5 protein-coding genes are annotated in these 23,604 nt (G+C 75.7%); 4 read left to right on the top strand and 1 reads right to left on the bottom strand.

What is annotated here, in order from left to right:
* Nucleotides 1-12: 12 nt before the first annotated feature.
* The 4 genes from ACFZB9_RS17870 (at nucleotide 13) to ACFZB9_RS17855 (ending at nucleotide 22,323) form a co-directional block, all read left to right on the top strand.
* The gene (locus ACFZB9_RS17870) at nucleotides 13-20,115 is read left to right on the top strand and encodes a non-ribosomal peptide synthase/polyketide synthase (protein ID WP_391448146.1); all 20,103 of its coding nucleotides are present in this window, start codon (nucleotides 13-15) and stop codon (nucleotides 20,113-20,115) included.
* Nucleotides 20,116-20,199: 84 nt separating this feature from the next.
* Nucleotides 20,200-20,403 carry an MbtH family protein gene (locus ACFZB9_RS17865; RefSeq protein WP_391448144.1) on the top strand — a complete coding sequence of 68 codons (204 nt, stop codon included), beginning with the start codon at nucleotides 20,200-20,202 and terminating at the stop codon, nucleotides 20,401-20,403.
* Nucleotides 20,404-20,494: 91 nt separating this feature from the next.
* Nucleotides 20,495-21,007, top strand: coding sequence for a GNAT family N-acetyltransferase (locus tag ACFZB9_RS17860; protein ID WP_391448142.1), 513 nt, complete (start codon nucleotides 20,495-20,497; stop codon nucleotides 21,005-21,007).
* On the top strand, nucleotides 21,004-22,323 hold the full coding sequence (locus tag ACFZB9_RS17855) for an MFS transporter (protein WP_391448141.1): 1,320 nt from the start codon (nucleotides 21,004-21,006) through the stop codon (nucleotides 22,321-22,323). Before ACFZB9_RS17860 ends, ACFZB9_RS17855 begins: the two co-directional genes overlap by 4 nt.
* Before the next feature lie 40 nt (nucleotides 22,324-22,363).
* On the opposite strand, the gene ACFZB9_RS17850 is transcribed toward ACFZB9_RS17855, so the two are convergent.
* Nucleotides 22,364-23,527, bottom strand: a complete 1,164-nt coding sequence (locus tag ACFZB9_RS17850; protein ID WP_391448139.1) for a serine hydrolase domain-containing protein — start codon at nucleotides 23,525-23,527, stop codon at nucleotides 22,364-22,366.
* Nucleotides 23,528-23,604 lie beyond the last annotated feature (77 nt).

Below are 23,604 nucleotides of genomic sequence, written 5' to 3'. Positions count from 1 at the left end.
GAACGGACGACCATGACGCCTTCGAAGCGCGACCGCGCCGCGGCCCTGCCCGGCGACCTCCAGGAGGCGCTGCGCCGCCGGCTGGCCGGACGCTCCGGCGGCGGCGAGGCAGCCGCCGCCGACCGTGGCATCCCGCGGGCCGACCGCACCCGCCCGCTGCCCCTGTCCTTCGTCCAGCAGCGCCTGTGGTTCCTGGACCGGCTGCAGCCCGGCGACGCCCGCTACAACAGCGCGCTCGCCGTGCGCTTCACCGGGCCACTGGAGCAGCAGGCGCTGGCCCGGGCCCTTTCGCTCGTGGTGGAACGCCACGAGGCGCTGCGCACCACCTTCGAGGAGAGCGACGGCCGCCTGGCGCAGACCGTGCACCCGGCGCGGCCGCTGCCGCTGCCCGTCCAGCAGCCGACCGGGCCGCAGGACCTTGAGGCCACGCTGCTGGCGGAGTACTCCCGCCCCTTCGACCTGCGCGAGGGCCCGGTGCTGCGGGCCCTGCTGGTGCGCGAGTCGAGCACCTCGCACGTGCTGCTGCTGACCGCGCACCACATCGTCACCGACGGCTGGTCGATGGGCGTGGTCCTGGACGAGCTGTGCACCGCCTACGACGCCCTGGCCCGGGGCGCCGAGCCGGACCTGCCCGCGGTGGTGACGCAGTACCCGGACTTCGCGGCCTGGCAGCGCGAGCAGCTCTCCGGCGCCCGACTGGAGGGACATCTCGCCTACTGGAAGCGCCAGTTGGCCAAAGCGGTGGCGCCCGCGCTGCCGCTGGACCAGCCGCGGCGCGGCCAGGAGGCCGGCCCGGGGGCGATCCACGGCTTCACCGTCCCCGCGCCACTGGTGGCCCGGCTGCGCGAACTGGCCGCCGAACGGCACACCACGCTGCACACCGCCCTGGTGGCCGCCACCCAGGCGCTGCTGGCCCGCTGGTCCGGTCAACAGGACATCACCGTCGGCTCGCTGACGCCCGGACGCTCGCGCACCGAGCTGGAACGGGCGGTCGGCTGCTTCGTCAACACGGTGGTGCTGCGCACCCCGGTGGAGCCCACCGGGACCTTCCGCGCGCTGCTGGCGAGCTGCGCCGAGACCGTCAACGACTCCTTCGCGCACGGCGAGGCGCCCTTCGAGCGGCTGGTCGAGGCGGTGGGCGCACCCCGCGAGGCGGGCCGCAACCCGCTCTTCGACGTGATGGTCCTGCTGCACCCCGCGCCTCCCGCCACCGGCGCCCCGCGGAGCCTTGCCGTCACACCGGTGGACGTGCCGAGGCAGGCCGCCACCTTCGACCTGAGCGTGGAGTTCGTGCCGGACGGCGAGCAGCTGACCGGCCTGCTGGAGTACCGCGCCGACCTCTTCGAGGCGGCCACCGCCGAGCGGATGGCCGATCAGCTGCTGCGGCTGCTGGCGGGCGCCGCCGCCGAACCGGACCGGCCGCTGGGCACCCTGGCGCTGCTCTCCGCGCGGCAGGTACACGAGCTGACCCGGGACCGGAACACCGCCGCGCCGACCGTCGAGGAGATCAGCTACCCCGAACTCTTCGAGCGCAGGGCGGCCTTGAGCCCGCACGCCCCGGCCCTGGTCGCCGGGGACGAACGGCTCGACTACGCCACCCTCAACGCCCGCGCCAACCGGCTCGCCCACCACCTCATCGCCCAGGGAGCGGGCCCGGAGCGCCTGGTGGCGCTGCGGCTGCCGCGCACCGCCGACCTGATCGTGGCGATCCTCGCCGTCTGGAAGTCCGGCGCCGGCTATCTGCCGCTGGACCCCGCGCTGCCCGAGGAGCGGGTGCGCCACCTGCTGGCGGACGCCCGCCCGGCGCTGGTGCTCGACGAGCGGGCGCTGCGCGCGGTGCCCGCCACCGCCCCCGACACCGACCCGGGCGATGCCGAGCGCCACGCCCCGCTGCGCCCGGCGAACACCGCCTACCTGCTGTACACCTCCGGCTCCACCGGCCGCCCCAAGGGCGTTGCGGTGGAGCACCGCGCGCTGCTGAACCTGCTGGCCGCGCACCGGGCGGGCTTCGTCGCCGAGGCGGGCGGCGGCCCGCTGCGGGTGGCGCTGACCGCCTCCTTCTCCTTCGACACCTCCCTGGAGGGGGTGCTGCTGCTGGCCGACGGCCACCCGCTGCACCTGGTGGACGAGGAGACCCGGATGGATGCGGGCGCGCTGGTCGAGTACGTGGTGCGCCACCGCATCGACTTCCTGGACCTGACGCCCACCTACCTGGGCCAGCTGCTGCCCGCCGGGCTGCTCAGCGATCCGCGGCACTGCCCGCGGGTGCTGATGCTCGGCGGCGAGGCGGTCGGCCCGGCGCTCTGGCGCGAGCTGGCCGGCCACCCGCGGGTGGCCGCCTACAACTTCTACGGACCCACCGAGTGCACGGTCGACGCGCTGTCCTGCCGGATCGCCGACCAGGACCGCCCGTTGGTGGGGCGGGCGCTGCCCGGCGTGCGGGCCTATGTGCTGGACGACCGGCTCCAGCCGGTGCCGCCCGGGGTGAGCGGGGAGCTCCACCTGGCCGGCGCGCAACTGGCCCGCGGCTACGCGAACCGGCCGGGGATGACCGCCGCCCGCTTCGTGGCCGACCCGTTCGGGCCGCCGGGGTCCCGGATGTACGCCACCGGCGACCTGGCGCGCTGGACGGCCGACGGGCGCCTGGACTACCTGGGGCGCGCCGACGACCAGGTCAAGGTGCGCGGCCACCGGATCGAGCCGGGCGAGGTGGAGGCGGCGCTGCTGGAGCTGCCGGAGATCGCCGCCGCCGCCGTCCTCGCGCTGCCCGACGCGCACGGCCACCTGCGGCTGGCGGCCTACGTCGTCCCGGCCACCGCCGGCGCCTCCGTCTCCGTCTCCGTCTCCGCCTCCGTCGGCGCCGGTGACGCGCCGCCCGCCGCCGAGCTGCGCGCGGCCCTGCGGCGGGTGCTGCCCGACCACCTGGTGCCCTCCTCCTTCACCGCGCTCACCGCGCTGCCGCTGACCGTCAGCGGCAAGCTGGACCGCCGCGCCCTGCCCGCCCCCGACCCCGAAGCCGCCGGGCACGAGCGGGAGTTCACCGCCCCGCGCACCCCCGAGGAGCAGACCCTGGCCGCCATCTGGGCCGAGGTGCTCGGGGTGGCCAGGGTCGGCGTCACCGACAACTTCTTCGAGCTGGGCGGCGACTCGATCCTGAGCATCCAGGCCGTCTCCCGGGCCCGCGCCGCGGGCCTGCGGCTCAGCTCGCGCGACGTCTTCCGCCACCAGACCGTCGCCGACCTGGTCGCCGCGGCCCGCCACAGCACGGCCCCGGCGACAGCCCCGCGCGTGCGGGAGCAGGGCCCGGCCCCGCTGACCCCGGTGCAGGAGTGGTTCTTCGCCACCCACGGCCCGCTGCGCCACTTCACCATGTCGATGCTGCTGGACCTGCCGCGCGAGCTGGACGAGCGGGCCCTGGAGCAGGCCGTCAAGGCGCTGGTGGCCGCGCACCCGGCGCTGCGCACCCGGTTCACCCGCACCGAGGACGGCGCCTGGTGGCAGCACCCGGGCGCGGGCCCGGCCACCGGTCTGCTGACCCGTCACGACCTGGCCGACGCCGGTGCCGATGACGCCGGTGCCGATGACGCTGCCGAGGCCGCCCGGCTCCGGGCCGCCGAGGCCGCCCGCGCCGAGCTGGACCCGGCCACCGGCGCCCTGCTGCGCGCCGCCCTGCTGCTGCCGGCGGCCGGGGACCGGCCCCAGCTCTTCCTGACGGCCCACCACCTGGCCGTGGACAGCGTCTCCTGGCGGGTGCTGCTCGCCGACCTGGCGCACGCCTACCGGCAGGCGGCGGCGGGCGAGCCGCTGGGCCTGGCGCCCGAGCACACCGCGTTCACCGACTGGGCCCACACGCTGGCCGAGCGGGTGCGGGCCGGCGAGCTGGACGAGGACCTGCCCTACTGGACCGCCCAGGCCCAGGCCCTGGTGGCCCCCCTGCCGGTGGACCGCCCGGGCCGCCCGCCGGCCGGCTCGGTGCGCACCCTGCGTACCCGGCTCGACCGCGCCACCACCGAGGCACTGCTGCGCGAGGTCCCCGGCGTCTACCGCACCCAGGTCAACGACGTGCTGCTCAGCGCGCTGGGCCGGGTGCTGGCCGACTGGACGGGCGCCGAACAGGTGGCCGTCACCCTGGAGGGCCACGGCCGCGAGGACCTCGGCGCGGCACAGGACCAAGACCTGGACGTCTCGCGCACCGTCGGCTGGTTCACCTCCCAGTACCCCGTCACCCTCACGGTGGCGCCGGACTGGGCCGACACCCTCAAGGCCGTCAAGGAGCAGCTGCGGGCGGTACCCCGCCGCGGTCTGAGCTACGAGGCACTGGCCCGCCTGGGCTCACCCCACCCCGGCGCCCGGGCCCTTGGCGAGAGGGCGCTGCCGCAGGTCTGCTTCAACTACCACGGCCAGTGGACCGCCGCCGAGGCCGGGGACTTCGCCCCCGCCGGCGAGGTGCCGGGCCGGGACATCGCACCCGACGAGCCGTTGGACCACCTGCTCGACATCTCCGCCGTGGTGGCCGACGGCGAGCTGCAGATCACCTGGCACTACAGCGACCAGGTGCACGAGGCGGCCACCGTCGAGGCCCTGGCGCACGCCATGACCGCTGCGCTGGCCGCCATCGTCGAGCACTGCGCCCGCCCCGGATCCGGCGGCCGCACCCCCTGCGACTTCCCACTGGCCCAGCTGGACCAGGCAGGCGTGGACCGGCTGGTCGGCGACGGGCGGCAGGTGGAGGACCTGCTGCCGCTGACCCCGCTGCAGGAGGGCATGCTCTTCCACCGCCTGGTCGGCGGTTCGCAGGACGTGTACGTCGACCAGGCCGCCCTGCTCCTGGAGGGCGTCGACGACCCCCGCGCCCTGGCCCTGGCCTGGCAGCGGGTCACCGACCGCACGCCCGCGCTGCGCACCTCGGTGGTGTGGGAGGGCGTCCCCGTCCCGCTGCAGGTCGTGCACCGCGGCGTCCAGGTGCCGGTGGTCCAGCTGGACCTGCGCGCGGCCGACCCCGGCGAGCGTGACCAGCGGCTGGCCCAGGTGCGCGCCGAGGACCTCGCCCAGGGCCTGGACATCGCGGTGGCGCCGCTGATGCGGCTCACCCTGGTCCAGCTGCCCGACGCCCGGGTGCAACTGCTGTGGACCTCGCACCACCTGATCCTGGACGGCTGGAGCCTGGCCCAGGTGCTCACCGAGGTCTTCGAGGAGTACGCGGCCCTGACCACCGGCGTTCCGGTGCGCCCCGCCGCGCGCCGACCGTTCGGCGACTACGTGCGCTGGCTGGCCGACCAGGACACCGAGGCCGCCCGCGCGCACTGGCGCGGCGTCCTGAGCGGCTTCGCCACCGTGACCCCGTTGCCGGCGGACCACCCCCGGCGCCCGGAGCACGGCGCCCGGTCGGCCGGGGTGCACACGACCGGGCTGTCCGCGCAGGTGTCCGGGCAACTGGCCCGCACCGCCCGGCAGTCCGGGCTGACCCTGAGCACCCTGGTGCAGGGCGCCTGGGCGCTGCTGCTGTCGCGCTACGGCGCCGAGCCGGACGTGCTCTTCGGCACCACCGTCTCCGGGCGCCCGGACGACCTGCCGGGCGTCGAGTCGATGATCGGCATGTTCATCAACACCCTGCCCACCCGGGTCCGGGTGGACGGCGCCCGCACCGCCGCCCAGTGGCTGCGCGAGCTGCAGCAGGCGCAGGCCGAGGCCCGGCGCTTCGCCGCGGTGTCGCTGGCCGAGCTGACCGGCTTCAGCGACGTGCCCGCGGGCGGCGCGCTCTTCGACAGCATGGTCGCCTTCGAGAACTACCCCTTCGACGAGAGCCGCGCCGCGGACTCGGGCGTGCGGCTGGCCGAGGTCTCCTCCCACGACACCACCAACTACCCGCTGGTGCTGCGCGCCTACCAGGGCGAGAGTCTGGGCTTCGACCTCGCCTACGACCCGCAGCTGTTCGAGGCCGCGACCGTGCGCACCCTCGCCGAGCGGCTGTGCCTGCTGCTCACCGAGCTGGCCCGGGACCTGGACCGTCCGCTGCGCGCCCTGGCCTGGACGAGCGCCGAGGAGCGGCGGCGCATCCTGGTCGCCTGGAACGGCACCGCACAGGGCCGGCCTACGCAGAGCCTGGTCGACCTGTTCGAGGCACAGGCGGCCCGCACCCCGCGGGCGCAGGCCGTCAGCTGCGGCGCGGACCGGCTCGACTACGCCGCCCTGGACGCACGGGCCGACCGCCTCGCCCATCGGCTGGCCGAACTCGGCGCCGGGCCCGAGCAGTTCGTGGCCCTCGCGCTGCCGCGTTCGGTGGACCAGGTGGTGGCGGTGCTCGCCGTCCTCAAGACCGGCGCGGCCTACCTGCCGCTGGACCCCGCGCTGCCCGCCGAGCGCCTGGCCCAACTGCTCGGCGACGCCCGCCCGGTGACGCTGGTGACGCTCTCGCCGCAGCCCGTGGGGGAGAGCGGGGTGCCGGTGCTGGCGCTGGGCGAGCCGGAGGTGCGTGCCGACCTGGCGCGGCGCCCGGCCGGCGCCCTGGCACCCGCGCACCGACCGCTGCCCGACAGCCCCGCCTACGCCATCTTCACCTCCGGCTCCACCGGCCGCCCCAAGGGCGTCGTGGTGCCGCACGCCAACGTGGTGCGGCTGTTCGGCCGGACCCAGGAGCTGTTCGGCTTCGGCCCGGACGACGTGTGGACCCTCTTCCACTCCTACACCTTCGACTTCTCGGTCTGGGAACTGTGGGGCCCGCTGCTGCACGGCGGGCGGCTGGTGGTGGTGCCCGAGGACACCGCCCGCTCGCCGGAGGACTTCCTGCGCCTGCTCGCCGAGGAACAGGTCACCGTCCTCAACCAGACCCCCTCGGCGTTCTACCCGCTCATCCGCGCGGACGCCGAACACCCCGGACTCGGCGACCGGTTGGCGCTGCGCACGGTCGTCTTCGGCGGTGAGGCGCTGGAGGTGACCCGGCTCGCCGACTGGTACGCCCGTCACCCGCAGGACGCGCCGCGGCTGGTGAACATGTACGGCATCACCGAGACCACCGTGCACGTCACCCACGCCGAGCTGGACGCCGCGACGGCGGCCGCGGGCGGGCCGGGGCCGATCGGCACCGGCATCGCCGACCTGCGCGTCTACGTGCTGGACGCGGACCGCGCACCGGTGCCCGCGGGCGCGGTGGGCGAACTGTACGTGGCGGGGGAGGGCCTGGCGCGCGGCTACCTGAACCGCCCCGGCCTGACCGCGAGCCGCTTCGTGGCCGACCCGTTCGGGCCGCCCGGCACCCGGATGTACCGCACCGGCGACCGGGCGCGGTGGCGGGCCGACGGCACCCTTGCCTACCTGGGGCGCGCCGACCAGCAGGTGAAGATCCGCGGCTACCGCATCGAGCCCGGCGAGATCGAGGCCGCGCTGCACACCCACCCGCAGGTGCGCGAGGCGAGCGTGGGCGTGTACCAGGACGCCTCCGGCACCCGCCGGCTGGTGGCCCACGTGGTGGGCACCGAACCGACGCCCCCGGCGGCCGCGGTGCTGCGCGCGTACCTGGAGCGGCTGCTGCCCGCCTACCTGGTGCCCGCCGCCTATGTCCCGTTGACCGCCCTGCCGTTGACCGGCAACGGCAAGCTCGACCGGCGCGCCCTGCCCGCACCGGGCCCCGACGGCTTCGCCACCGGCCCCGAGCGCATCGCGCCGCGCACCCGCGCCGAACGGCTGGTCGCCGAGGCGTGGACGCAGGTGCTGGACACCGAGGAGGTCGGCGCGGGCGACAACTTCTTCGCCCTCGGCGGTGACTCCATCCTGGCGATCCGGGTCACCTCGCGGCTGCGCGCGGCCTTCGGCGGCGAGGTCTCGCCCCGGCTGCTGTTCACCCACCCCGTCCTCGCGGAGCTGGCCGCCGCCCTCGCGGGCCCGGCCGGCGCGGACACCTCGGCGGCGATCCGCGCCGTGGAGCCGGACGCCGAGATACCGCTGTCCTACGCCCAGCAGCGGCTCTGGTTCCTGGACCGCTTCGAGCCGGGCAGCACCGACTACACCACCCTGTCCGTGCTGTGCCTGCGCGGCCGGCTCGACCAGCAGGCGCTGCACACGGCCCTCGACGGCCTGGTGGCCCGGCACGAGGCGCTGCGCACCACCTTCGCCGAGCAGGACGGACGGGCGCGGCAACTGGTGCACCCGCCGCGGCCGGTGGAGGTGACCCGCGCGGACCTGGAGCCTGCCCCGGGGGCGTTGGAGGCGCTGCTGGAAGCCCTGGCCGCCACCCCCTTCGACCTGGCCGCCGGGCCGCTGCTGCGCGCCCGCCTGGTGCGGGTGGCCGAGGAGGAGCACGTGCTCGCCCTGGCGGTGCACCACATCGTCACCGACGGCTGGTCGATGGCGGTGCTGGGCCGCGACCTGGGCGAGCTGTACACGGCGGCCCGCGAGCGGCGCGGGCCCGAGCTGCCCGCCCTGCCGGTGCGCTACGCCGACTACGCCGCCTGGCAGCGCGCGCGCACCGACCGCGCCGAGGCGGACCTGGCGCACTGGCGCCGGGAGCTGGCCGGCCTGGTCCCGCTGGAGCTGCCCACCGACCGGCCCCGGCCCGCGGTGCGCACCCGCGAGGGCGCGCTGGTGACCTTCACGCTGCCCGCCGAGCTGACTTCCCGGCTGCGCGAGCGCGGCCGGGAGGCCGACGCCACGCTCTACATGACCCTGCTGGCGGCCTGTCAGGTGCTGCTCGCCCGCTGGGCCGGCCAGCCGGACGTCACGGTCGGCACCGTCGCCTCGGGCCGCGAGCGGCACGAACTGCACGACGTGGTCGGCATGTTCGTCAACACCCTGGTGCTGCGCGGCCAGGTGCGCCCCGAGTGCTCGTTCCGCGAGCTGCTGGTGCGGGCGCGCACCGCGGTGCTGGCGGCGTTCGCCCATCAGGAGGTGCCGTTCGAGCAGCTGGTCGACGCCCTGCAACCCGAGCGCGACACCAGCCGCACGCCGCTTTTCCAGGTGATGGTGGCCCTGCACAACCTGGGCGCGCAGGCACCCCGGCTGCCGGGGCTGGCGGTGACGCCGGTGACGGCGCCGGTCCGGGGCGCGACCTTCGACCTGTCCTTCGACTTCGTCGAGCAGGACGGTGGCCTGACCGGCCATCTGGAGTACAACACCGGCCTGTTCGACGTGGCGACCGCCGAGGGCCTGGCCGCCCGGCTGCGGGTGCTGCTGGCAGCGGTGGCCCAGGACCCGGACCGCGCGGTGGGCGTGCTGCCGCTGATGGCGGCCGGCGAACAGCGGCAACTGCTGCAGTGGGGGCAGGGCCCGGCGCTGCCGCGGGCGCAGACCACCTTCCCCGCGCTCTTCGAGGCCCAGGCGGCCCGCACCCCCACCGCCACCGCCCTGGTGGCCCGCGACGCCACCCTCGACTTCACCGCCCTCAACGAGCGCGCCAACCGGCTCGCCCGGCACCTGGCCGCCCTGGGAGCGGGCCCGGAGCAGGTGGTCGCGGTGCGGCTGCCGCGCACCGCGGACCTGGTGGTGGCGGTGTTCGCGGTGCTCAAGGCGGGCGCCACCCTGCTCTGCGTCGACCTGGAGCTGCCCGAGGAGCGGGCCGCCCTGCTGCTCGACGACGCCCGGCCGCGGACCGTGCTGACCGAGCGGAGCCTGCGCGAGGCGGCCTGGGAGCGCCTGCCCGGCCACGACCTGACCGACACGGACCGCACCGCCCCGCTGCTGCCCGGGCACGGCGCCTACATCGTCCACACCTCCGGCACCACCGGCCGGCCCAAGGGCGTGCTGGTGGAGCACCGTCAGCTGGTCAACCTCTGCCTGGACCACCGCGTCCGGCTGGTGGAGCCGCACACCGGCGACGGGCACCGCCTGCGGATGGCGCTGAGCGCCTCGTTCTCCTTCGACACCAGCTGGGAGGGCGCGCTGCTGCTCGCGCTCGGCCAGGAGGTCCACCTGATCGACGAGGAGGTGCGCCTGGACCCGCAGGCGTTCTGCGACCAGATCGCCGAAAGCCGCCTGGACCTGGTCAACATCACCCCGTCCTACCTGCGCGAACTCACCGCCGCCGGGCTGCTCGCACCCGGGCGCCACCGTCCGCGCCTGCTGCTGGTGGGCGGCGAGGCCGTCTCCGCGACCGCGTGGCAGGAGCTGTGCGCGGCGGCGGCACTCGGCGTCAGCGCCTACAACATGTACGGGCCCACCGAGTGCACGGTCGACGCGGTCTACCTTCGCTGCACCGACAGCCCCGGGCGCCCGGCGATCGGTCGCCCGGGCGGCAACCTGCGCGCCTACGTGCTCGACGACGCGCTGCGGCCGGTGCCGCCCGGGATGCCGGGGGAGCTGTACCTGGCCGGGGCGCAGGTGGCGCGCGGCTACCTGAACCGGCCCGGCCTGACCGCCGCCCGCTTCCTGCCCGACCCCTTCGGGGAGGCGGCGGCCCGGATGTACCGCACCGGTGACCGGGCGCGCTGGGACGCGAACGGGCTGCTGGAGTTCCTGGGCCGGGTGGACGAGCAGGTCAAGATCCGCGGATTCCGGATCGAGCCCGGCGAGGTGGAAGCCGCCGTGCTGGCGCACCCGGACGTCGCCGACTGCGTGGTGATCGCCCGTGAGCACGCCGGGCGCCTGATGCTGGTGGCCTACCTGGTGCCCGCCGGGGACCGGGTGCCGCCCGCCGACGAGCTGCGGGCCGCCCTGCGGCGCACCCTGCCCGACCACCTGGTGCCCGCCGCGTTCGTGCCGCTGGCCCGGATCCCGCGCACCACCAGCGGCAAGACCGACCGCCGCGCGCTGCCCGCCCCGCCCGCCCAGCCCGAGACCACCACCGCCTTCGTGGCGCCGCGCCCCGGCACCGAGGAGCGGCTGGCCACGATCTGGGCCGAGGTGCTGGGTGTGGCGCGGGTCGGAGCGCGGGACAACTTCTTCGCGCTGGGCGGCGACTCCATCCTGAGCATCCAGATCGTCTCGCGGGCCCGCGCCGCGGGTCTGACCCTCACCACCAAGGACGTCTTCCGCTACCAGAGCGTGGCCGAACTCGCCCTGCGGGTCGGCGAAGCGGCCGCGTCCGCTGCCGCGTCCGCTGCCGCGTCCGGGCCGGCCGGCGCCGACCCGGCGCCCCGCCGGGCGCCGCTCACCCCGATCCAGCACTGGTACCTCGATGCCCGCCGCCCCGGCGAGGCCCTGCGCTTCACCATGACCCAGCGCCTGGAACTGGCGCCGGACACCGATGCGTCGGCGCTGGGCGAGGCGGTGTCGGCCGTGCTGCGCTGCCACGCGGCGCTGCGCACCCGGTTCCGCCACGGCGCCGGCGGCTGGTACCAGGAGGTGCTGGAGCAGGCGCCGCAGGGCGTCTTCAGCCGGCACGAGGTGGCCGGTCTCGACCCCGCGGCGCTGGAGGCCGAGGTGCGGCGCGCCACGGAGCAGGCCCAGGCCGGGCTCGACCCCACCGAGGGCCGGATGGCCCGGGCGCTCTTCTTCGAGCGCGGCGAGGGGCAGCCGGGCCAGCTCGTCATCACCGTCCACCACCTGGCGGTGGACGGTGTGTCCTGGCGCATCCTGCTGGCCGACCTGGCGGCGGCCCACCGCCTGGCCGCCTCGGGCGGCACCGTCGAACTGCCGCCGCCGGGAACCTCCTTCGGCCACTGGGCCACCCGGCTGGAGCAGCACACCCGCTCCGGTGCGCTGGCCGCCGACGCGGACCACTGGACCCGTACGGCGGCGGCCCCGGCCGCGCTGCCCGCGGGGCGGCCCGGCCCCAACACCCACGGCACGGCGGCCACGGTGAGCGTCATGCTGGAGGAGCACACGACCGAGGCACTGCTGCGCCAGGTCCCCGCCGTCTACCGCACCCAGGTCAACGACGTGCTGCTGAGCGCGCTGGGCCGCACCCTGGCCCGCTGGTGCGGGCGCGAGAGCGTGCTGGTCGGCATGGAGGGGCACGGCCGCGAGGACCTCTTCGAGGACCTGGACCTGTCCCGGACGGTGGGCTGGTTCACCGCCGAGTTCCCACTCGCCCTGCGGGTGGCCCCCGAGGCGGGCTGGCACGAGACCCTGCGGTCGGTCAAGGAGCAGCTGCGCGCCGTGCCGCTGCACGGGCTGAGCTTCGGCGCGCTGCACCACCTGCGGCCCGAGGGCGTGCCCTCGGCGGCCCCGCAGATCGGCTTCAACTACCACGGGCGGTTCGACGCCGCCGGTGCCGCCGAGGGCGGCCTCTACCGCGGCTCGCTGCCCGCGGCCGGGCGTGACACCGACCCGGACGAGCCGCGCCCCTACCTGCTCGACATCACGGGGGTGGTCCAGGACGGACGCCTGGAACTGGGCTGGACCTACCCGGCGGCCGTCTACGAGGAGGCCACCGTGCGCCGGCTGGCCGAGGAGATGTGCGCGGCGCTGCGCGAGATCGTGGCGCACTGCGCCGCTCCTGGGGCCGGCGGCCGCACCCCGTCCGACTTCCCGCTCGCGGGCCTGACCCAGGACCAGCTGGACGCGCTGATCGGTGACGGGCGCCAGGCGGCCGACGTGCTGCCGCTGACCCCGCTGCAGTCCGGGATGCTCTTCCACGGACTCCTCGACAGCGAGGGCGCCTACGTGGACCGGATCGTGGTGCGGCTGTCCGGCGTCGGTGACCCGCAGCTGTTCGCCCGGGCCTGGCAGCAGGTGGCCGACCGGACCCAGGCACTGCGCACCAGCGTGCACTGGCGACAGCTGCCACACCCGGTCCAACTGGTGCACCAGCAGGCCGAGTTGCCCATCACCCAGCTGGACTGGCGCTCGCTCTCGCCCGAGCGGCGGGCGGTGGAGACCGAGCGGCTGCTGGCCGCCGACCGGGCCGCCGGTATGGAGCTGACCGCCGCGCCGCTCACCCGTCTCACCCTGGCCGCCCTGCCCGGCGAGGAGGTGCTGCTGCTCTGGTCCACCCACCACCTGATCCTGGACGGCTGGAGCAGCGGACAGGTGCTCACCGAGGTGTGCGAGCACTACGGCGCGCTGACCGGCGGCGCGCAGGCCCCCTCGCTGGTCCGCCGGCCGTTCGCGGACTTCCTGCGCTGGCTGGCCGGGCAGGACCGGAGCGCCGCCGAGGCCCACTGGGCCCAGCAGCTGGCCGGCTTCGGCACCCGCACCCCGCTGCCCTACGACCGCACCCCGGCCCAGGCGCACCGCGCGCGCTCCACCGCGGCCGTCCACCACGAGCTGGACGAGGCGCTCTCCCAGCGGCTGCGGACGGGCGCGGCCGGTGCCGGACTGACCGTCAACACGCTGGTGGAGGGCGCCTGGGCACTGCTGCTGGCGCGCTGCAGCGGCGCGGGCGACGTGGTGTTCGGCACCACCGTCTCCGGACGTCCGGCCGAGCTGCCCGGTGTCGAGACGATGATCGGCATGTTCATCAACACCGTGCCGACCCGGGTCCGGATCCCGGCCAGCGGTGAAGTGCGCGGCTGGCTGCGGGAGTTGCAGGACCGGCAGAGCGAGGGCCGCGGCTTCGACCACCTGGCGCTGCCGCGGATCCAGGCGCTGAGCGGTGTCCCGGCCGGCGAGGCGCTGTTCGACAGCATGCTGGTGTTCGAGAACTACCCCGTCGACGAGTCGGTCGCGGAGCGCACCGGGGTGCGGGTGGCGGAGGTGCGCGCGCAGGACGCCACCACCTTCCCGTGGTGTCTGCGCGCCCAGCTGACCGAGCGGCTCGGCTTCGATCTGGCCTACGACCCGGCACTGTTCGACCACGCCACCGCGCGGGTGGCGGTGCAGCGCCTGGCGGTGCTGCTCACGGCCCTCGCCGACAGTCTTGACGGTGGCCCCGCTGATGGCCCCGCCGGCGACCTCGGGCGGCTGGAGCCGCTCACCGGCGCCGACCGCGAACTGCTCGCCTCCTGGAACACCACCGCCCGCCAGGCGGCCCCGGCCAGCCCGGTGCGGATCTTCGCCGAGCAGGCCCGCCGCACCCCGGACGCCTGCGCGGTGCGCGAGGGCGAGCGGGCGGTGACCTACCGTCAGCTGGACCGCTGGTCCGATCGGCTGGCCGCCCGGCTGCTGGCCCAGGGCCTGGCCGCCGAGGAGCGGGTGGCGCTGCTGATGGACCGCTCGGCCGAACTGGTCGTCGCCCAGCTGGCCGTCCTCAAGGCGGGCGGCGCCTATCTGCCGGTGGACGCCCGCGCCCCCGAGGAGCGGCGCAGCGCCCTGCTCGCCCAGGCGGGTGCCACCGTGCGGCTCACCGCCGCCCAGGTCGCCGCCGCGCGTACCGGCGAGGCTGCCCGTACCGGCGAGGCTGCCCGTACCGGCGAGACTGCCCGCACCGGCGAGGCCGCGCCGGTGGCGCCGCCCGCCGACCCCGACCGGCTGGCATACGTGATGTTCACCTCCGGATCCACCGGGGTGCCCAAGGCGGTGGGGGTGCGGCACCGCGACGTGGCCTCGCTGGCCACCGACAGCCGCTTCGCCGGCGGCCCCTGCGCCCAGGTGCTGCTGCACTCGCCGGTGGCCTTCGACGCCGCCACCTTCGAGGTGTGGGCGCCGCTGCTGACCGGCGGCTGCGTGGTCGTGGCCCCCGACGGCCCGGTGGACGCGGCCCTGCTGCGGCGACTGGCCGGCCAGGGGCTGACGGCCCTGTGGCTCACCGCCGGACTCTTCCGGCTGCTGGCCCAGGACGCGCCCGACTGCTTCGCCGGCCTGCGCCGCCTGTGGACCGGCGGCGACGTGGTGCCCGCCGCCGCCGTGCGCCGGGTGCTGGCCGCCTGCCCTGGCCTGAGCGTGGTGGACGGCTACGGACCCACCGAGACCACGACCTTCGCGACCTCCCACACCCTGGCCGACGCGGCCGCGGTGCCCGAGGTGGTGCCCATCGGCCGGCCGCTGGACGACAAGCGGGTGCACGTCCTGGACGGGCGGCTGCGGCCGGTCGCGCCGGGCTGCGCCGGGGAGTTGTTCGTGGCGGGCGAGGGCGTGGCGCGCGGTTATCTGGGCCGTCCCGGTCAGACCGCGGCGCGTTTCCTGGCCGACCCGCTGGGCGCCCCCGGCGCCCGGATGTACCGCACCGGCGACCTGGCCTGGCGGCGGACGGACGGCACGCTGGAGTTCCTGGGCCGGGTGGACGACCAGGTGAAGATCCGTGGTTTCCGGGTGGAGCCCGGCGAGGTGGAGGCCGCGCTCGCCGCGCACCCCGGCGTCGTCGACCTCGCCGTTGTCACCCGCGAGGAGGGGCCCGGCGGCAAGCGGCTGGTGGCCTACGTGGTCGGCCCGGCGGGCCAGGACCCGGCGCAGCTGCGGGCCTTCGCCGCCCGGACGCTGCCCGACTACCTCGTGCCCGCCGCCTTCGTGGCGCTGGCCGCGCTGCCGCTGTCCGGCAACGGCAAGGTCGACCGGGCGGCCCTGCCGGCGCCCGAGCCGGACCACGACGCCGCCGTCCGCGAGCGGGTGGCGCCGCGCACCGGCGCCGAGCGCCGGGCGGTGGAGGTCTTCGCCGAGGTGCTGGGCGGCCGGGCGCCGGGCGTGACGGAGGACTTCTTCCAGCTGGGCGGGGACTCCATCCTCAGCATCCGGCTCGCCTCCCGCCTGGCCGAGGTCTTCGGGACCGACCTGACCCCGCGCGCGGTGTTCACCCACCCCACCCCGGCCGGGCTGGCCCGGCTGCTGACCGAACAGCCCGGGCGGGCGCAGGCCGCGATCGTGCCGGTGGCCCGCGACGCGGCGGCGCCGATGTCCTACGCCCAGCAACGCCTGTGGTTCCTGGAGGAGTTCGCGCCCGGCGGGGTGGAGTACGTCACCGCGCTGGCGCTGCGCCTGCGCGGCGCGCTGGACGCCGCCGCCCTCGCGGCGGCACTGAGCGCGGTGGTGGCACGCCACGAATCGCTGCGCACCACCTTCGAGAGCGTGGACGGCCACGGCGTCCAGATCGTCCACCCCCCGCGCGAGGTGCCGCTGACGCCGCACGACCTGTCCCGGCTGCCCGGCGAGCAGCGCGGCGGCGCCCTGCGCCGGCTGCTGGCCGAGGAACGGGCCCGCCCCTTCGACCTGCGTGAGGGGCCGTTGTTGCGCACCGGCCTGGTCCGGCTGGCCGACGACGAGCACGTGCTGCTGCTCAATCTGCACCACATCGTCACCGACGGCTGGTCGACCTCCGTGCTGCTCACCGAGCTGGCCCAGCACTACCGCGCCGAAGTCGACTCGGCCGAGGCCGAGTTGCCGCCGCTCGCGGTGCAGTACGCGGACTACGCGCACTGGCAGCGCACCGCCCACGCCGCCGCCGGCGAGGAGCAGCTCGCCTACTGGAAGCAGCATCTGACGGGCATTCAGCCGCTCCAGCTGCCCACCGACCGGCCACGGCCCGCGGTGCGCACCAGCAACGGGGCCACCGCCCGCCTGGAGCTGCCCGCCGCCACCGCCCGGCGGCTGCTCCAGGTCGGCCGGGCGCGCGGAACCACCCTGTTCACCACGCTCGTGGCCGGCGCCCAGGCCTACCTGGCCCGGCTCGGCGGGGACACCGACATCACGGTCGGCACCGTCACCTCGGGCCGCGACCGCACCGAGACGCAGAACCTGATCGGCTTCTTCGTCAACACCCTGGTGCTGCGCTCGCAGGCGCCGGCGGAGCAGCCCTTCACCGAGTTCCTCACCGGGGTGCGGCAGACGGTGCTGGAGGCCTTCGCGCACCAGGACGTGCCGTTCGAGCGGGTGGTGGACGAGGTGCAGCCGCTGCGCGACACCAGCCGCAGCCCGCTCTTCCAGGTCATGGTGGTGCTGCAGAACACCCCGGCGGCCGACCTCGACCTGCCGGGCCTGGCGGTGACGGACGTCGAGACCGAGGTGGAGCAGGCCGCCTTCGACCTCACCCTGGAGTTCGCCGAGACGGACTCCGGAGCGCTGCACGGCCTGCTCACCTACAACACGGACCTGTTCGAGCCGGCCACCGCCGAGCGGATGGCCGCCCAGCTCACCACCCTGCTGACCGCCGTGGCGCAGGATCCCGAACGCCCGCTGGGCGCCCTGCCGCTGGCCCGGGACGAGGAGCTGGCCGGCCTGCTGGAGCAGGCGCGCGGCACCTGTGGCCCGGTCGCGGCGGCGACCCTGCCGCAGCTGTTCGAGCGGCAGGCGGCCCGCACCCCCGGAGCGCCGGCGCTGGCCGACGGCGACCGGGAGCTGAGCTACGCCGAGCTGGAGCGGGCGGCCAACCGGCTGGCGCACCGGCTCATCCGCCAGGGCGTGGGCCCGGAGCGGCTGGTGGCCCTGGCCCTGCCGCGCGGGGCGGAGATGGTGGTGGCGCAGCTGGCCGTCACCAAGGCCGGCGGCGCCTTCCTGCCCGTCGACCCGCAGTACCCGGCCCAGCGGCGGGAGTTCATGGTGCGCGACGCGCGCGCCCACCTGGTGCTGGCGGACCCGGGCGAGGTCTGGGTCGAGGACGGGCCGGCGGCGGCGCCCACCGACGCCGAGCGCACCGGCGCACTCACGCCCGACCACCCCGCCTACGTCATCTACACCTCCGGCTCGACCGGGACGCCCAAGGGCGTGGTGGTCACCCACCGCGGGCTGGCCGCCTTCGCGGCCGCCGCCGCCGAGCAGTACGCGGTGGGCCCCGGCGACCGGGTGCTCCAGTTCGCCTCGCCCAGCTTCGACGCCTCCGTGCTGGAGCTGTGCACCTCGCTGCTGAGCGGCGCGGCGCTGGTCACCGGCGAGGAGGGGCCACTGGTGGGCGAACGGCTGGCCGAGGTGCTGGCCGGACGGCGGATCAGCCACACGCTGATCCCCCCGGCGGCCCTGGCCACCGTCGATCCGCGGACGGCCGGCGCGCTGCCCGCGCTGCGCACCCTGATCGTGGGCGCCGAGGCCTGCCCGGCCGACCTGGTCGACACCTGGGCACCGGGCCGCCGGATGATCAACTCGTACGGGCCCACCGAGGCCACGGTCGTCGCCACCTGGACCGGCCCGCTCGCGCCGGGCGCCGGCACGCCGGCCATCGGCCGGCCCAGCGGCGCCACTCGCGCCTACCTCCTGGACGCCGCGCTGCGCCCGGTGCCGCCCGGGGTCACCGGGGAGCTGTACGTGGCCGGGCCCGGCCTGGCCCGCGGCTACCTGGGCCGCCCGGGCCTGACCGCCCAGCGCTTCGTCCCCGACCCCTACGGCGCCCCGGGCGAGCGGATGTACCGCACCGGCGACCTGGCCCGGCGCCGGTCCGACGGCGAGCTGCGCTTCGCCGGCCGCGTGGACGAGCAGATCAAGCTGCGCGGGTTCCGGATCGAACCGGGGGAGATCGAGAGCGCGCTGCGCCGCAGCCCCCTGGTGCGCGACGCCGTCGTCACGGTGCGCACCGACGCGAGCGGGGACCCGGCCGGCGAGGGCGCGGCGTCCGGGGCCGGCCGGCTGGTGGCCTACATCGTGCCCGCGCAGGACTCCGCCGTGCCGCTGCCCGAACGCGTGCCGGTCGCGGACCTGCGCGTGCACCTGGCCGACCTGCTGCCGCCCCACATGGTCCCCGCGCTGTTCGTGCCGCTGGAACGGCTGCCACTGACCCCCAACGGCAAGACCGACCGGCGGGCGCTGCCCGAACCCGGCCCCGCCCCGGCCGCCGGCGCAGCACACCGCGCGCCGGGCACCGACACCGAACGCCACGTCGCCCGCATCTGGGCCGACGTGCTGGGCGTCGAGGAGGTCGGCCTCGACGACAACTTCTTCGTGCTGGGCGGCGACTCCATCCTGAGCATGCAGGTGGTCTCGCGGCTGCGCCGCGAAGGCCTGCACCTGGCCACCCGGGACCTGTTCACCCATCAGACCCTGGCCGAACTGGCCGCCGTGGTGCGCAGCGTCCCCGAGCGCGGGGGCGAGGGCCCGGTGACCGGAGAGGTGCCGCTCACCGCCATCCAGGAGTGGTTCCTGGGCTCCCCGCGCGCCGCCCACCACCACTTCAACCAGTCGATGCTGCTGGAACTGGGCGCCGCCCCCGACCCGCAGGCCCTGCGTGCCGCGCTGGACGCCCTCCTCGAACACCACGACGCCCTGCGGATGCGCTTCACCCGCGACGGGAACGGGAGTTGGCAGCAGTTCAACCCGCCGCCGGCCCCCGGCGAGGACCTCCTCGCCGAGTACGACCTGAGCGGGCAGTCGACCGAGGAGGCCGAGGCGGCCATGGCCAAGGCCGCCGACGAGCTGCACACCCGCTTCGATCTGGCCCGCGGGCCGCTGCTGCGCGCGGCCCTGTTCACCGGCGACGCGGACCAGCCGGTCTTCCTGCTCCTGGTCGCCCACCACCTGGCCGTGGACGCGGTCTCCTGGCGCGTGCTGCGCGACGACCTGGAGAGCGCCCACCGCCAGGCCACCCGGGGCGAGGCGATCACGCTGGGGGAGCGCGGCACCTCCTTCCGGCAGTGGGCGCTCGGCCTCGCCGGCCATGTCGCCGAGGGTGGCCTGGACCACGAACTGCCGTACTGGGAGCAGGCGGTGAGCGCCGATGCGGCCCCCGCCGGTCTCCCGGTGGGACCCGTGCCCGCCGAAACGGCCACCATCACCGTGGAGTTGGGCGAAGCGGACACCGAGGCGCTGCTGCGGGCCGCGCCCGCGGCCTACCGCACCCGGGTCAACGACGTGCTGCTCGCGGCGCTCGCGCTGGCGCTGGCCCGGTGGAACGGACAGGACCGGGTCCGGCTGGACCTGGAGGGGCACGGCCGCGAGGACGTGCTGGAGGGCGTCGACCTCTCCCGCACGGTGGGCTGGTTCACCACCGTCTACCCGGTCGCCTTCCAGGTGCCCGCTCCCGACGACCTGCGCCCCGACCGCGACTGGCGCGCCCTGGTGAAGTCGATCCGCCGCCAACTGCGCGCGGTACCGGGCAACGGGCTGGGCTTCGGCGCCCTGCGCACCTTCGGCACGCCCGAGGTCCGCGAGCGCCTGGCCGGGGCCGCGCACGGCCAGGTGGTCTTCAACTACCTCGGCCAGTGGGACGCCCGCCCGGAGGTCGCCGAGGGCGCCCTGGTGCGCACCGAGCACGGCTCCTTCGGACAGGACCACGATCCCCGGGACGGCGGCTCCCACCTGGTGGAGGTGGTGGGCGCCGTCCAGCACGGCCGGCTCGCCTTCACCTGGCACCACCGCCCCGCCGTCCACCCCACCGCGAGCGTGCGGCAGGTGGCCGAGGAGTTCGGCCAGGTGCTGCGCCACATCGCCCGGCACGCCCGGACCGGCCGGTGACCGCACACCCGCCCCGCCGGGCACCGCCCACCGGCGACGACCGGCCAGTGATGACAACCCAGTGACTACGTGAGGAAACGCGACATGGACGAGAACACCCGCTACCAGGTGCTGCGCAACGACGAGGAGCAGTACTCGCTGTGGCCGCTCGACATCGAGGTGCCCGCGGGCTGGCACCCCGTCGGCAAGGAGGGCACCGAGGAGGAGTGCGTCGCCCACGTCGACGAGGTCTGGACCGACATGCGTCCGCGCAGCCTGCGCGAGCGCATGGAGAACGCCGGAGCCTGACCCGGCGGCCGAACGCCGATCGGGGCGCCGGTTCACCAGCCGGCGCCCCGCCCCTGCCGTGCACCCCCGACCCCCTTGTGAGGAGACCATCATGACCCCCGAACTGCGCACCGAACACGTGACCTTCACCCCCTACCGCGACCAGGACGAGGACGCCTTCGTCGCCCTGCTGCGCGACGAGCAGGTGTGCCACTGGATGGGCCAGGAGCGGGCCCCCGAAGCGGACATCCGGGCGCTGTTCCGCTCGATCCTGACGGACGTGTACCCCAGACGGATCTTCGACGTGTGGGGCCTGTGGCTGGAGGGCACGTACGCGGGCCACGCGGAGGTGAAGAAGACGGGGAACGTCGAGGGCCATGAACTCATCGCCGCGCTCGCCCCGGAGTTCTGGGGGCGCGGGCTGGGCGCCGAGGTGGCGCGCGGTCTGCTGCGCCATGCGGCGGACAATCTCGGACTCAAGGAGGTCTACGGAATGGTGGGCGCGCAGAACACCGCGAGCCTCGCGCTCTGCCGACGGCTGGGCTTTCGGCACCTGCGCGACGTGGTCGACGACGAGGGCTCGGTGACGAAGGTGCTGGTCATCAACACCACGGAGCCGGCATGAGTGGGGCGGTGACCGGCACCACCAGCGATGCGCCGGCGACCGAGCGGCTGCCGAGCCTGTGGCGCAACCGCGCCTTCAACCTGCTCTGGACCGGTCAGTGCCTCTCGGACACGGGCAGCGCCATGGCGGACCTGGCGCTGCCCCTGCTGGTGTTCCAGCTGACCGGGTCCCCGGAGCAGGCCGGCTTCGTCGGGACGGTCGGCTTCGCCGTCACGATGGCCTGCCGGCTGCCGGCCGGCGTCCTGGTCGACCGTTTCGACCGGCGCCGGCTGATGATCGTCTGCGACGTCGCCCGGGTGGTGGTGTTCACCCTCCTGGCGTGCGCGATCGAGGCGGGCAGGGCCCACCTGGTGGTGATCCTGGCGGTGGTGGCCGCCAGCGCCGCCGCCACGGCGCTGTTCAGCACCGCCGAACACGCCGCGGTGCGCAGCCTGGTGCGGCCCGACCAGATCGTCACCGCGGTCGCCCGCAACGAGGCGCGGGCGTACGGCACTTCGCTGGCCGGGCCACCGCTGGGGGGACTGCTGTTCGGGCTGGGCCGGGCGCTGCCGTTCTTCGGCAACGCCGTCACCTTCCTGCTGTCGCTGGTGGCCGTCTCCTGCATCCGCCGGCCCCTGCAACAGCCGCGGCCACCGGCGGCTGCCGCGGGGGCCGCCTCGGCGTCCTCCGCGGCGTCCTCCGCGGTGTCCTCCGCGGCACCGGCGGGCACCGGCGGGGGTGGGGCGGGCCGGCAGGGGCTGCGCTTCGTCCTCGGCAACCCCTTCCTGCGCGCCCTGTTGGTGATCGCCGCCCCGCTCAACATGGCCTTCACCGGCATGATCTTCTCGATGACCATCTCGCTGCGGCGCTCCGGACTGTCACCGGCCCTGGTCGGCGTGGTCGGCATGGTCGTCGCCGTGGGCGGCCTCCTGGGGGCCGTCACCGCCCCGGCCCTGCAACGCCGGCTGCGCCTGCCGACACTGATCATGGTGATCTGCTGGTCCGCCGCGGCCCTGATGGCGCTCAGCGTGCTGCTGTCCGCCAGCATCGCGACCGCGGTACCGCTGGCCGCCGCGGTCTTCCTCGGCCCCACCGCCAACGCGGCCCTCTTCGGGTACCAGGCGGCCGTCACCCCGGACCACCTGCAGGGCCGGGTGGTCAGCCTGCTCCTGCTGGCCGCCACTTCCGCCGCCGCCCTGGCCCCCGCCCTGGCCGGCGTCCTGCTGGCCCACGTCGCCGGCCGCACCGCCATGCTCGTCTTCCCCCTGCTGGTCGCCGTCGCCGCCCTGGTGGCCACCTTCGGCAGCGGCATCAGGTCGATGTCCCGCCACCCGTGAACCGTCCCACCCCCCTCGTGAACCGTCCCCCCGTGAACCGTCAGTGGGTGGCGCAGCCCGCGTCGTCGATCGCCTGCTGGACGGCCTTGCCGAACTCCGCCTGGGTGCCCTTCTCGTAGGGGGTGAGGGCGAGGGTGAACTGGCGGCGGCCGTCGGGCGAGCTGGCGGCGATGTCGGCGTAGCCGCGGCCGCTGCCGTTGTGGCCCCAGAACGGGCCGCAGGGGGTGTCGAAGCGTTCCAGGCCCAGGCCGTAGTGGAGGCCGTCGGCGGTGTCGGTCACCTGTTCCATGGCGGCGAGTTCGGCCGGCCGCAGCAGGTGGCCGCCGAGCAGGGCGGCGGTGAAGCGGGAGAGGTCACCCGCGTCCGAGATCCCGGCGCCGGCCGCGCCCGCGATGGAGGGACTGAAGCGGGTGTTGTCGGCGGGGCCCGCGGCGGTGTTGAGGTAGCCGTCGATGTGCGGGCCGGGGAGGTCCGGTGAGGTGGTGGGCATGATCGTCGCGTGCAGGCCGAGCGGACGGATGATCCGCCCGGTCACCTCGTCCTGCCAACTGTGGCCGGTGACCCGCTCGATGACCATCCCGAGCAGCAGGTAGCCGGTGTTGGAGTACTGCCAGCCCCGGCCCGGTTCGAAGGACGGCGGGTGCGTGAAGGCCGCCCCGACCAGATCGGCCGCACGGTGGGTCTGCCAGCGTCCGGTGGCCAACCAGGTCTCCACGGAGGCCTCGTCGGTCAGTCCGTACCGGGGATCGTCGTCGTAGTTGTAGAGCCCGCTGGTGTGGGTCAGCAGCTCCCGCACCGTGATCTGCGAGCCGTTCGGCACCTCGCCCGGCAGGTACTCCTCGACCGGGGCGTCCAGCTGGACCCTTCCCTCGCCGACCAGTTGGAGCAGCACGGTCGCCACGAAGGTCTTGGTCACACTGGCGATCCGGAACCGGGCGCGGGCGGGAACAGGCGCGCCGGTCGCCAGGTCGGCCGTGCCGGCGCTGCCGCGCCAGCGGGTGTGACCGTCCTGGCGGACCTCGCCCAGCGCGGAGACGGCTCCGGTGTCGACGAGTGCCTGCAGGTCGCTGCCGAGGGTGGTGCGCGCGGTGTCGGCGGATGCCGCCGGAGCGAGCCCGGCGAGCAGCGCGGTGGCGACGGCGGTGGCAAGGAAGGAGGCCGCAAAGCGGTTGGTACGGCGGCGATATGACGTTCGGTCGGACATGCTCTCTCCTGCTCCTCGAAGCCGGCCGGAGGGATCACCGGCCCGGCCCGGTCATGGTGCGACGGCGTGCGGTGAGG

It is taken from the genome of Kitasatospora sp. NPDC008050 (assembly GCF_042957465.1).
Classification (GTDB): Bacteria; Actinomycetota; Actinomycetes; order Streptomycetales; family Streptomycetaceae; genus Kitasatospora.
The sequence above is the reverse complement of the archived record's forward strand: the minus strand, read 5'-3'. Positions and strand labels throughout refer to the sequence as shown.

Coding starts and splice junctions, on each gene's coding strand:
- ACFZB9_RS17855 (WP_391448141.1), top strand. CDS start 21,004: ATGAGTGGGGCGGTGACCGGCACCACCAGCGATGCGCCGGCGACCGAG.
- ACFZB9_RS17850 (WP_391448139.1), bottom strand. CDS start 23,527: ATGTCCGACCGAACGTCATATCGCCGCCGTACCAACCGCTTTGCGGCC.
- ACFZB9_RS17860 (WP_391448142.1), top strand. CDS start 20,495: ATGACCCCCGAACTGCGCACCGAACACGTGACCTTCACCCCCTACCGC.
- ACFZB9_RS17870 (WP_391448146.1), top strand. CDS start 13: ATGACGCCTTCGAAGCGCGACCGCGCCGCGGCCCTGCCCGGCGACCTC.
- ACFZB9_RS17865 (WP_391448144.1), top strand. CDS start 20,200: ATGGACGAGAACACCCGCTACCAGGTGCTGCGCAACGACGAGGAGCAG.